Below are 11,871 nucleotides of genomic sequence, written 5' to 3' on the forward strand. Positions count from 1 at the left end.
CGCTTTCAATGAACACTTTATGGCAGAGATTTCTGCCAAGTACGCTTACGACCTAACTTGCTGGAAAAATCACCCGGCTTACGCAGAACTCAGGACTTACGGCGCTTTAGCTGCCTGATTTCTGTTCACAGTATTGATCAAGGTGCATTTGGAAAAATTCGCCTGCAAAATATACCGCGACACTCGAACTTCAGCTCACGACAGCGGTGTGGACTTGTCCACGAATTTTGGCGTTGTTTACCAGATAAAGAAGCTCAAGGTCTACAATCAGACAACCGCTGACAACATTTATGCGGAATTGAAGCTGAATTTTGACAGCGAAAGACTTAGCGATGGGAATGTGATTCTGGTGATAGACGACATCTCGAAAGAGATCAAAAATTACCTCATCAACATGAAAATCCAGTCAATCAGCAAAAGCGACATACTGAAATTAGCGAGTCAGTTCGAAGACCTTGAGGACAGGGAAAAGGTCTTAAGAATCATCTACGAAGAGTTTAGAAGAGAGTACTCAAGCACGGTTAATAGCAGAAGGTCATAGCAGGCGACTGGATTCCGGCCCTGTGTGTTTTTGATGACCTACGATGACGACGCGCAAATCCGCGAGTTGGCGCAAGCCAATGGCTTTGAGTTGAAAGCCGTAGCAATGAAAAACAACCATCATGCCGAGATGACGGAACTCTTGATCGGACGCAACCTGGGATGGTTGGATGCTACCGGCTGAGCGCAAGCGACAAAACAATGCACTCCGAAAACATCACCGCTCTTATCCTGGCTTACCTGCTCGGCTCGATTCCATGCGGCTATCTCATCGTCAAATTCAGCAGCGGCTCCGACATTCGTGAAGTTGGCAGTGGCGGCACCGGCGCGACCAACGTCTCACGCAAGGCGGGCAAAGGCGCGGGCGTGCTGACGCTCGTGCTGGATGCGCTGAAAGGGTTCATAGCCGTGTGGGTAGCGCGCTGGTTGGGCGGTGATGCCCAAGCTGGATGGATTGTCGCGGGCGCGGCAGTGTTGGCGGTGATTGGGCATTGCTTCCCGGTTTGGTTGAAATTCAAAGCGGGCAAGGGCGTGGCGACGGGGTTGGGGGTGTTTCTGGCGATTGTGCCGTGGGCGGTGCTGGCTTCGTTTGTGGTGTTCGCGTTGATCGTTTGGCGGACGCGCTATGTGTCGCTGGGGTCAATTTGCGCAGCGGCTTCCATTCCGCTGTGGGCGTGGTTGCAGCATCAGTTTTGGCAGCCAGTGCCGGACTTTGTGCCCACACTAACTGCGCTGTGCGTGGCGGCGGCCATCATCATTGCCAAGCACGCCGAGAACATTCAGCGCTTGCTGGCTGGGAAAGAGAATAAATTCGGCGCGGCGCGTTCCTGAGCTTTTGCGCGGGCGCAAGCGAAAGTTGTGCTTTGGCGGCAGATGGCACTGACTTGACGCGCCGCTTGCTGATGCGCGCGGTACCGCACCGATTATTTAATCCTCGCTATGCTCTTCGCCATCGTAATGAAACACGCGCGGCTCGTCTTCCACCCGCGTTTCCAGATGCACGGTGCGGCCCCAGAGTTTGAAAACGTGTTCCAGCACCTTGCGCGCATAGCGGATGTCTAACTCTGAGCCTTCGTACTGATGGGTCAGATAGAGCTCGCGGTTGCGGTGGTAATCGCCCTCGGTCACGACGATGTAAGGGAAGCCGAAGTTGGTCATGTTCGCCACGAGTTGATCGCGCACGCGCTCCCAGCGTTTCTCAGTGACTGTCCATTCCTCTTCGTCCACCAATTCATAGACAAACAAATCCAACTCTTCGCACAACTCTTCTGTGAGGTAATTGCGCAGGAAGGAAATATCGTTGTCGAGTTCGCGCACCTCGAACATTTTGGCGCGGCCCTGACCGAGTTGTCGGCCCAGCTTTTCACGTTCTTCGGCAGTGGGATTGTCCCAGCGGCGTTCGATGTCCTCAAAGATTTTGTAGCCGAGATAATAGGGATTGAGCTGCCCACGATGCGGCGAGACGACGCCGGCATGCAACTCGGCGAATTCGAGATGTTCTTCGGTGGGCAGATCGAGTTCGCGCATGATGCGGGAATGCCAATACGAGGCCCAGCCTTCATTCATGACCTTGGTTTGCATTTGCGGTACGAAATACAGCATCTCATCGTGGATCATGCTCATGATGTCGCGCTGCCAAGGCTGCAAACTGGGCGAGTGCTGCATGATGTACCAGATCAAATCTTTTTCGGGTTGCTGGCTTTCTTTCAGCGCATCGTCTTTGGCTTGGCGTTCGGCGGCGTCGCGTTCTTCGCGGGTGCGCAAATCGTCGTAAGCCCCGACTGGATGATTGGGCGTCTGCACTTCTTTCTCTTCGTCCTTATCGCGCTGGCGGCGGTTCTTTTTGATGTAAAAGTCCGGGTCAATGTGCTCTTCGATGGAAAGCACGGCGTCGAGAAAGTCTTCGACGGTTTTGCGGCCGTATTTGAATTCGTACTCGTTGATGCGGCGCGCGTGCAAGGCGGCGTCATCCACCATGCGGCGATTGGTCGGCGCGAAATAGGCGTTGTGCTTGAAAAAGTCTACGTGGCCCAGCACGTGCGCGATGACCAGTTTGTTTTGCAACAGCGAATTGGTTTCGAGCAGGAAGGCGTAGGACGGATTGGAGTTGATGACGACTTCGTAGATTTTCGACAGGCCGAAATCGTACATCGTCTTCATGCGGTGATACGCCTTGCCGAAAGACCAGTGCGAATAGCGACCCGGCAGCGCATACGAACCGACTTCGTACATCACGCTGGCCGGGACGATTTCGAATTTGGTGGGGAAAGGATCAAGGTCGAATTTGTTGACGGCGATGTCCCAGATTTGTGCGAGCGCTTTTTCGAGTTCGTTGACTTCTCTGTCCATAACACCTCACAGAGTTGTGTTTCACCACTAGGGAACGAAGAGCACGAAGACTGTTGTTTGTAATGAAAAAGGAATGTAGCGGTTTTGCAGCCGCGTAGCGGCGACCTGAGTTTAGCACGGCGTTTCAACGCCGGGAAAGGTCAGTGTCAAATCCGCGTCGCGTCAGCGACGCCTGAATTCAGGCGTCGCTGACGCGACGCGGAACTGTTGTATCGCTTACCGTGGTTTGAAAACCACGGCTAAATTCAACTGTCGCTATGCGACAAAAACGGCAGCACCTTACTTTTCATCACTATCACATGTTCGTTGCACCTTTCGTTGCCGCATGGTTTCAAACCATTGGTAATGCCTATAGCGGTGCCGACTATAGCACAATTTCGTTGCTCGACATTTGCCAGTGGCGATGCGAAGATGCCCGCTAAATCAGGACTTTTTATCATTGCTTGGAGCTAGACGATGTTCGATTACGCTGCCCTGCCGACGGCGGAGTTGCTGGAATTATTGTTCAAAGAAGAAGACCGCGTCACCGCCGCGCACATTGAGGAATTGGTCAAACGCGGCGACGAAGCTTTGCCGCCACTGCGCCAGTATTTGCAGAACGAAGATTACTGGTATGAAGGCAAGGGCGGCGCTTACTGGATCGTCTATCACGCCTGGACGATCCTGGCGCTACACGGCAAACCCGAAGACATCCCCTTGGTGCTGGATAAGCTGATGGATGTCTTTTATGCCGATAGCGAATGGGTGATGGGTTCGTTACCCGCTTTGTTGGCGGCTTTTGGCAAGCCGATTGCGCAACCGTTGATGGATTTCATCCAGCGCGAGCAAAACGGTTACAAAGACAATCAGGATTATGCGCAGGCGCGTTACAAGGCGGCGGCGGCGCTGGCCCGGTTGGGGCACGCGCACGCTGATTTGCGCGAACCGCTCTTTACGTTTTTGAGCAAGCGGTACACTGACCGGCAGGAAAACGATGTGCTGTTCCTGACGATGGCGGCGGATAGCCTGGTTTATCTGGATCGCAAGCGCGGCCTGTATGCGTTGCGCGCGGCGTATGACCGCAATGTCATCAATCGGAAGATGCTGGGCACGGTCAGCCAATTTGTCGCTTCCCTGGATCAGCCGGATCATCACCACCAGTATGATTTTGAAATCGAGTTGCTGGATTTTTATGAATCGGAGGCGCAAGCCGAGCGGCAGGAACGCTGGCAGCGTGCAGCCGCCGAACCCGTACAACTATATTGGGAACCTGGTTCAAAGCCGCCTACCAGCGCGCCGGAGCCGTGGCGTTTGGACGATGAGCCTGAAGCGCCGCCCGGTTACGAAGTCTCTGCGAAAGGTACCGTGCTCAATCCTGGCAAGATCGGACGCAACGATCCTTGCCCGTGTGGTTCAGGCAAGAAGTTCAAGAAATGTCACGGCACGGAGTAAATGCGGAATGCGTAAGGCGGAAGATAGCTGGTTAGCCGCAGGGTGAAAGGTATTCGCGCAAATGGAAAAAGGCCTGAAAGCTTGTGGCGAGCTTTCAGGCCTTTTCTGTTTCAGGTTGCTTGCAGTGTGAATTGCGAAATTCCGCCTTCCGCATTCAACAGTTATTGCTGTGCCGCGATGAAGCTATCAATCCGATCCTGATAAATCTTGATCTTGCCGGCATCTTCATAGCGTTTGCGCGCCGCCTTGATATATGCGTCATACGCCAAGCCCTGGCGTTCACTAACCAGCCGTTGGCGAATGTCTTCGCGTGAGGCGGCCAGCTTTGAAAGGTCGGCCTCGGTGCGCTTGGTGGCCGCAAAAACGATGTAACCAGCCGCGCCATATTTAATCGGCGCTTTGACGATTTCGCCTTCCTTCAAGGTGAAAAGCGTATTGCGCGCCTGTTGGCTGGTCTGCAAACCGCCCGCCGATTGGCCCGGGAAGGTCAGGTTGTTGAAATTGGTGTCAGTCTTGACTTCCAATCCGGCAGCCTTGGCCAAGGTTTGGAATTCCGCCGCCGTTTTGGCTTTGGTGATGAGTTCCTGGGCTTTGGCCAGCGCGAGGTTCGGTTCTTTTTCCTGCCGCAGCTTGTTCTCGACCTGATTGCGCGCCTGCTCGAAGCTCAACGCGGTGCCTTTATCGAGAATGTCTGTGGCTTGCGGGACAGCCAAGCCGCCCGTGATGCCGACCTTGTCGCCGATTTCGCCTTTCTTGAGCGTGCCGACAGCTTCTTCAAATTGCGGGCTGCTGCCGATGCCGGGCAAGGTGTCGCCATTCTTGAAATAGGGCGTGGACTTGAGCAGCTTGTCGGTAGTGGTCTTCATCTCTTTGGCGATTTCGTCCGCCGCTTTGCGCAAGTCTTTGTACTCGGTCGCCTTTTCGTAGGCTTTGTCGGCCAGCTTGGATGCTTCGCCGTAGGCCTTGCGGTTTGAGACACCGGCGCGCAGCGTGGCCTTCATCTGTTCAAAGGGAACTTCGCGTTGCTCGGTTACCTTCATCAGATACCAACTGGAACCATCGCGGAAGGGGCCGTCAATGTCGCCGACTTTGAGGCCGGACGAGAAGATGCGTTGTTGCCAGGCGCTGCTGCGGTTTGGATCTTTGCGTACCCAGCCGATGTCGCCGCCGTTCTTGGCGGTTTTGGTGTCTTGCGATTCGGCTTTAGCAGTCGCGGCAAAATCTTCGGGCTTGACGTTCGTGTTCGCGGCGGGTTTGACGCGCTTGGTGATTTCGTCAATTTTGGTTTTGACGGTATCTTCGTCTGAACTCGCCAAGACATCGCGGCGGATGATGCTGGCGCGATATTCAAACTGTTTGTTGCTGTTGTATTCCTCTTTCAGATCGGCGTCGGTGATGTTCATCGTCTTGGCGACCTCATCGGTCGAGATGAAGATGTAATCCACCTTGCGCGTCGGTTCGTCCGCCTTGAAATCGTTCTTGTGGGTTTCGTAATAAGACTTCAATTCGTCATCCGCAGGCTTGAAGGTGTCTTTGACTTTGTCGCGATCCACAATGGCGTAGGCGACCTCGACCTTGGTGTTGTCTTTCTTGTAGGTCTCTTCAATCTCTTTGTCAGAAACCTGTTCGCCTGAAATCAGGTAGCTGCGCACTTTGTTGGCCGTGATGCCGTCGCGCACCGATTTCTCGTATTCATTGACGCTCGAACCGTTCAAGGCCAAACGGCGGCGGTATTCTTCGGGGCCAATAAATAGGCTGGTCTCGCTATTGGTAAAGGACTTGACGACCTGGTCGCTGACTTCACGATCCGTCCCTTCCAATTTGAGATTGGCGGCGATGTCGAGCGACAAACGGCTGGCAATCAAAGCATCCAGCGCCTGCTTGTCAACCCCCAGGGCCTTGAGCGTAGAGAGCGGCAGTTGGCCGCGGCCCCCGCCATATTGCGCGCCGTAAGCCGCCATGGTGTTGCGCAACTCTTTGAGGGTGATTTCCTGCGAACCCACTTTGGCGATGACCTTATTATCATCTTCGGAGGTGGCGGTCGGGGTGCGGCCCCCCGTCAGACTCGTGTTTGGAATATAGAAAACCACCAAACCGACCAGCAGCAACAAGGAAAAGAGCAGCAGCACGATATTGCGCGAGCGCTGAAACTTAGCGAAAAAACGAAGCATGTTTAGACTCCGGAATTGGGATTGGAATGCGGGTGCTGCGCTTCACGAGGCAACTGGCAGCCCGGCAAGAAAGCCGGAATAATACCGGCTCGAAGGATTCTCTTCAAGCGCGTCTGCACGCGCGGGGCAATCGTCGAAATTGAACTGTCAGCGAACTATCAATGCAAAGGCAGTGTAGGGGTGACGGGAGCGGATGACAAGCGGCCTTACGAAACAGCCGAGGCCAGAGTTGCGGCAAAAATCTGCACTGCGCCGCCACGCGTGGGTTTGCACATGGCTGAAAGCTTTGATTAGGATGCTGCCCGCGCACCGGGGTGAAGCGGCCGGATGGCTGGGTGGATGCGCACACGCAACCGAAAACACTCTGCCTCGCATATACAGCAAGCGAGCCAGCATCAGCAACGCATACCACAAACAGTTCAAGCATTCCTTTTTTACCACGCAAGGGCGGCTTGAATCAGAACAACTGGGGAGCCATGTCCTCTGCAAACGGGCCAACGAGCGAGATCACTGACTTACTGCGGCGCATTGAGCAGGGCGATGCTCTGGCGCACGACCGCCTGGCCGGCTTGGTGCGCGCGCAACTCAAACGTATCGCCGCCAACCGTCTGCGCCGCGAACGCCCGGATCATCTCTATCAAACCTCCGACCTCGTGCAGGAAGCCTATATGCGTCTCTTCAACATGAAAGAAGTGCACTGGGAAGGGCGCGAACATTTCTTCAAAGTGGCGGCGTTACAGATGCGGCGCATCCTGGTCGAATACGCGCGCCACGCCTACCGACACAATCCCGTCAACGTGCCGCTTGATGATGTGCCTGGCTTGCAGTTCGCCGCCGGGCCGGAATTGCTGCGCGTCAACGAAATTCTTTACGACCTGGAAAAGATTGATCCGCGTCGCGCCGAAATCGTCGTGTTGCGCTATTTCGGCGGCTATCAAATCGAAGAGATCGCCCGGTTGACCGGCCTTTCCGTGGGCACGGTCAAACGCTACTGGGCGACGGCCAAGGCTTTCATAAAATTGCAACAGGGTTATCCCACGGCGTAACGCCACGCCCGTCTCCCCGGAGAGCAAACCATGCAGCAAGACCCGACCGATGAAATCACCCGTGAACGCTGGCGGCGCGCCTTTGAATTGTGCGAAACCTGCGCCGCCTTGCCTGCGGCCCAGCGTGCCAGCCATTTGCAAACGGCTTGCCAGGGCGACGCGCTGCTCTTGCGCTGCGTGCAGCAGATGCTCAGCGCGCAGACCGTCGCCGAAACCGACGGTTTTCTGGAAGCGCCGGCCTGGTCTTACACCCCGCCCGCGACTGATGCGCGCGCCGCGCTGGGCCAATCCGCCGGCGCTTACCGCATCACGCAGTTCCTGGATCGCGGCGGTATGGGCGAAGTCTATCTGGCCCGCCGCGCCGATGGGATGTTCGACCGCCAGGCCGCCGTCAAATTGATCCGCGCCGATTTGAACGCCAAAGATTACCGCCGCTTCCGCCGCGAAGTGCAGATTCTGGCCGACCTGAAACACGCCAACCTGGTGACGCTTTACGACGCGGGCCGCCTGCGCGATGGCCGCCCTTATCTGGTGATGGAATACGTCGAAGGCGAGAACCTGCGCGACTGGCTGCAAACGCAAGGCACGCCGCCACGCGAGACCATCGGCGAAATCATGCGCCAGTGCTGCGCCGGCCTGCACGCCGCGCATCAAGCCAGCGTCATCCACCGCGACATCAAACCGAACAACATCATTGTTCAACAGCAAGCTGAACTGCTTGCCGTCAAGCTGCTCGATTTCGGCATCGCCTATCGCCGCGAACTCTGGCAGACCAATCAGACGCAAACCGACGGCGCCATCGGCACGGTCGGTTACATGTCGCCCGAACAGTTGCAGGGCACGCCGCCGGAGCAATTGACCGCCGCCTCGGATGTCTATTCGATTGGCCTGGTGTGTTACGAAATGCTGGCGGGGCAGCCCGCCTACGCCGGCCATTCGCAAGCTGAGGTGATTGCCAAACGCTTCTATCAACCGTTGCCCCCGCCCAGCGCGCGGCGGCCCGAACTGGGCTTTTCGCCCACGCTCGACCGCGTCGTGCTGAAGGCGCTCGCCAACGCGCCAAAAGACCGCTATCAATCGGCGCTCGCCTTTGCGCGCGAATTGACCGAGGCGTTGCGCGAGACCGCGCCGTTGACTGATTCGCAGCCCGTGCCGCCTGCGCGCGCGCCAGTGCCCGTTGCCGCATCCGTTGCCACGTCCGTATCCACACCCACACCCACGCCCGCGCCGTTGCCGCGCCCGCGCCGTTGGGCGTGGCTGGCGGTGGCGTTGAGTCTGACCGCTGTGTTGGGCGCGGGGCTTTACCTGCTCTGGCAAAGGTTGCCGGCGCGCACTACGACGCCGCTGACCACCCTGCCGCCCCCGCCCGGCGCACCTGATACGCCCGGCTTGCAACTGCGGCTGACCGTGCGGAATGCGCAAGGCCGCCCGTTGCCCCAATGCAGCTTTGCGCTCTTCAACGCGGGCGTCAGCAGTGAGCCGAAACCGATCACCACGCAGAACGCGCTCGTCTTGCGCACCGATGCCACAGGCCACGCCGAGAGTGCCGCCGTGCGGCCCGGCACGTATCTGACCAAAACGGTTTGCCGCAGCCATCGCACGCTGAGCGAGACGCTCACGCTGGCCGAAGATTTGGCGCGCCCGGGCACGATCAGCGTGGTCAGAGCGCTGCAACCTGAGTAGGCGAAAAATAAATTTTCGGGGCTGTGTCCCTTTTCCGAAAAATTTGCGCTTATCTAGTTGCAACACTCACGTCGGAATCGTCACTCCGGCAATAGGCAGACAACTTTGACAGACCAGAAGGAGGCTCGTGATGAAAAAACTGTTCGCGCTTATTTTCCTGCTCGGCACGTTGTGCGCTGGCGCGGCTTACGCTCAAGACGAAGCGGCGGCCCGCGATCTTTACAGCAGCTACGCCAAGACCGGCACGAAAGGCCGGCCCGGCGCCCGCATCAGCATTGAGCTATTGCGCGGCGGGCAAACCGGCTTCGTGCCGCTCGACACCGGGTTTAAGGCTGGCGATAAGGTCAAACTACACTTCGAACTCAATTTCCCGGCCTACGTCGAAATCTACAACCTGGGCACTTCGGGCCGCCTGCAACGCCTCTTTCCGGCGGCGGGTGTGAGCGGGCCGGTCAAAATTGTCTCTGGCTACACCGTGCCGGCGCCCGCCGACGAATGGCTGCGCTTCGATCAGCGGGCGGGCATTGAACGCTTGTCCTTCGTCTTTTCCGCCGCGCCAGTTGCGCCGCCCAAGCTGGTCGCGGCGCAAAAACGTCCGCCCGCCAGCGCCAAGCCCAAAGCTAAAGGGGACGCCGCGCCCGCTGCCAGCGATACGCAACAAGCGCTCGACGATCTTAACGCGCGCGAAATGGCTGGCGACGCCGAAGGCCGCGACTTCGACCGCGTGCGGGTCGGCGCGGATGCTTACGTGCTGAGCAACCAGCAACGCTTGCGGCGCGCGCTTTACGTTTCGATCAACTTGCAGCATCGGTGAGGGCCTGGCCTGGTGCGGTACCGGGAGCGGTAGCGATCGGGTTTCTGCGGGATGTGCGCTTGCAAAGAAACCCGATCGCTACCGCTCCCGGTACCGCACCAGGCTGTCCCAAAGGAGAACCCGCCATGAAAAAACTGACTGCCGGCGTCTGCTTCGTTACGCTCGTGTTGGGCTGGCTGGTACTGCCGCAACTCAGCAGCCGCGCGCAAACCCGTAAACCCAACAGCCACGCCTTGCTGGTTGGCATCAATCACTACGCCCAAGCCTACGTTCCGCCCACGCCCGGCGCGGAAGAGGATGCGCTGGCGATGCGCGAATTGCTCATCAAGCATTACGGCTTCCACGCTGACGAAATCAAACTGTTGCTCGGCGCGGAAGCCACCGCCGCCAACATCGTCGCGGAATTCCGCCGCCGCCTGATTGCGGAAACGCAACCCGGCGATCACATCTTTTTTCATTACTCCGGCCACGGTTCGCGCGTGCCCGACGATAACGGCGATGAAGCGGACGGTTTCGACGAAGTGCTCGCGCCCTACGATGTCGCGCTGCAAGGCGCGGACAGCTTTGCCAACATCATCCGCGATGACCTGATCGGCGAATTGATCGGCGAGTTGAAAGGCCGGCAGGCCGTGCTCGTTTTCGATTCCTGCCACTCCGGCACGATTTCCAGAGCGCCCGGCAATGCGCCCGCCAGCGCCGCCGTCAAACCGCGCTATTTGCCCGCGCCTGCCGAGTTGAGCCGCCTGCAAACGTCGTCACGCGCGGTTGGCGGCGGCCCGGCGGGTTATGACGTGAGCGACTTCGCCGATGAGATAAACAGCCGGCAATTGCGCAAGCGCGACCTGAAATTGGTGAAAGAGAAACTGGACGATTCGACCGCGCGCATCGCCGTCATCTCCGCCGCGCAAGCCGGCCAACTGGCCTATCCGGTCAAGGTGGCGGGCGGCGACCGTGGCGCGCTCTCTTACCTGTTCACCGAAACGCAGCGCGAACGCGCGCTGTCTTTTAACGAACTGCGCGCGCAAATCACGACGCGGATGGCGACATACAACAGCGGCAAGCGCCAACAGACGCCGGTCTTCGAGGTGTTGACGCCCTTCTCGCTGGATGAGCCGTTGTTTGCGCCGATGCCGTTCGTCATCCCGGCCATCGCCTTTGCCAACCCTGACTCCACACTCAAAGTCACGCTGCGCAACCTGGAGGGCAAACGGCGCTACCAACTCGATGACGAGATTTCCTACGAGGTGACGACCAGCGCGCCGGGCTGGCTTTATCTGGTGGTTTTTAGCCAGGAGGGCAAAGCCACCTGCGTTTTTCCGACCGCTGAAAACGCGGATGATCGTGACAACTATGTCCGGCAGGGCACGCAGCGTCTGCCGCGCTCGAAATACTTTTACGCAATACCCCCGCTGGGCAAAGACATCGTGGTCGCCCTGCTGTCGAGCAGCAAGCTCAATCTAGGCGACAAGGAGGAACTGACCTGGGACGAAGTCTTCGCCCGGCTGCGCAGCAACAAGCTGACCGGCTACATCAACCGGCGCGGCGTCGGCACCAAAAAGCCGGGCCAAGCATCTGCCTCACCCGCTTCACTCCCAACTTCACTTGATGACACCGATTGGCAAGCCGCCAGTCTGGTCATCGAAACGATCAAAAAGCCGGACGGGAAAAAGGCCGCTGTCTCCCGTCCGGCAAGACGCGCAACACACGCGGGCAAAGGTGGCGGGACTGTACAGCCACCTGTTTTGCGCGCGGCGTTGAAACGCCCTTGAACCGCCGGCGACCGGCACGTCACCGCGTCACGCGCGCGGCTGGCAGACATTCAACCCAAGCTGATCTC

General features: G+C 57.9%; 9 protein-coding genes and 1 pseudogene. 8 read left to right on the forward strand and 2 right to left on the reverse strand.

The window, feature by feature from the left end:
- The first annotated feature begins 148 nt into the window (after positions 1-148).
- From HY011_02580 to plsY, 3 genes are read left to right on the forward strand one after another with little or no spacing between them, the layout of a single operon-like run.
- Complete coding sequence (locus HY011_02580; GenBank protein ID MBI3421803.1) at positions 149-541, forward strand: HaeII family restriction endonuclease; 393 nt, start codon at positions 149-151, stop codon at positions 539-541.
- A gap of 30 nt (positions 542-571) precedes the next feature.
- Positions 572-724: a hypothetical protein gene (locus HY011_02585; GenBank protein MBI3421804.1), complete on the forward strand. Its 153-nt coding sequence runs from the start codon at positions 572-574 to the stop codon at positions 722-724.
- A 17-nt stretch (positions 725-741) separates the two neighbouring features.
- Positions 742-1,371 carry a glycerol-3-phosphate 1-O-acyltransferase PlsY gene (gene plsY, locus HY011_02590; GenBank protein ID MBI3421805.1) on the forward strand — a complete coding sequence of 210 codons (630 nt, stop codon included), beginning with the start codon at positions 742-744 and terminating at the stop codon, positions 1,369-1,371.
- A gap of 96 nt (positions 1,372-1,467) precedes the next feature.
- On the opposite strand, the gene HY011_02595 is transcribed toward plsY, so the two are convergent.
- A complete protein-coding gene (locus HY011_02595; protein ID MBI3421806.1) occupies positions 1,468-2,889 on the reverse strand; it encodes a SpoVR family protein in 1,422 nt (473 codons plus the stop codon).
- Between the two features lie 1,359 nt (positions 2,890-4,248).
- On the opposite strand from HY011_02595, the pseudogene HY011_02600 reads away from it, so the two are divergent.
- Positions 4,249-4,320: pseudogene (locus HY011_02600) on the forward strand (SEC-C domain-containing protein).
- 161 nt (positions 4,321-4,481) lie between these two features.
- On the opposite strand, the gene HY011_02605 reads toward HY011_02600, so the two are convergent.
- Entirely contained in the window at positions 4,482-6,491 is a 2,010-nt protein-coding gene (locus HY011_02605; GenBank protein ID MBI3421807.1) for a SurA N-terminal domain-containing protein, read from the reverse strand.
- A gap of 476 nt (positions 6,492-6,967) precedes the next feature.
- Between HY011_02605 and HY011_02610 the strand changes: the two genes are divergently transcribed.
- The 4 genes from HY011_02610 to HY011_02625 all read left to right on the forward strand — a co-directional run bounded on the left by HY011_02610 (position 6,968) and on the right by HY011_02625 (position 11,803).
- Positions 6,968-7,537: a sigma-70 family RNA polymerase sigma factor gene (locus HY011_02610; protein MBI3421808.1), complete on the forward strand. Its 570-nt coding sequence runs from the start codon at positions 6,968-6,970 to the stop codon at positions 7,535-7,537.
- 30 nt (positions 7,538-7,567) lie between these two features.
- The gene (locus tag HY011_02615; GenBank protein ID MBI3421809.1) at positions 7,568-9,220 is read left to right on the forward strand and encodes a serine/threonine protein kinase; all 1,653 of its coding nucleotides are present in this window, start codon (positions 7,568-7,570) and stop codon (positions 9,218-9,220) included.
- A 130-nt stretch (positions 9,221-9,350) separates the two neighbouring features.
- Positions 9,351-10,034 carry a DUF4384 domain-containing protein gene (locus tag HY011_02620; GenBank protein ID MBI3421810.1) on the forward strand — a complete coding sequence of 228 codons (684 nt, stop codon included), beginning with the start codon at positions 9,351-9,353 and terminating at the stop codon, positions 10,032-10,034.
- A 125-nt stretch (positions 10,035-10,159) separates the two neighbouring features.
- On the forward strand, positions 10,160-11,803 hold the full coding sequence (locus HY011_02625; GenBank protein MBI3421811.1) for a caspase family protein: 1,644 nt from the start codon (positions 10,160-10,162) through the stop codon (positions 11,801-11,803).
- Positions 11,804-11,871: the final 68 nt, after the last annotated feature.

This window comes from Acidobacteriota bacterium (assembly GCA_016196035.1).
GTDB lineage: Bacteria > Acidobacteriota > Blastocatellia > RBC074 > RBC074 > JACPYM01.

Coding starts and splice junctions, on each gene's coding strand:
- plsY (MBI3421805.1), top strand. CDS start 742: ATGCACTCCGAAAACATCACCGCTCTTATCCTGGCTTACCTGCTCGGC.
- HY011_02595 (MBI3421806.1), bottom strand. CDS start 2,889: ATGGACAGAGAAGTCAACGAACTCGAAAAAGCGCTCGCACAAATCTGG.
- HY011_02605 (MBI3421807.1), bottom strand. CDS start 6,491: ATGCTTCGTTTTTTCGCTAAGTTTCAGCGCTCGCGCAATATCGTGCTG.
- HY011_02610 (MBI3421808.1), top strand. CDS start 6,968: ATGTCCTCTGCAAACGGGCCAACGAGCGAGATCACTGACTTACTGCGG.
- HY011_02615 (MBI3421809.1), top strand. CDS start 7,568: ATGCAGCAAGACCCGACCGATGAAATCACCCGTGAACGCTGGCGGCGC.
- HY011_02620 (MBI3421810.1), top strand. CDS start 9,351: ATGAAAAAACTGTTCGCGCTTATTTTCCTGCTCGGCACGTTGTGCGCT.
- HY011_02625 (MBI3421811.1), top strand. CDS start 10,160: ATGAAAAAACTGACTGCCGGCGTCTGCTTCGTTACGCTCGTGTTGGGC.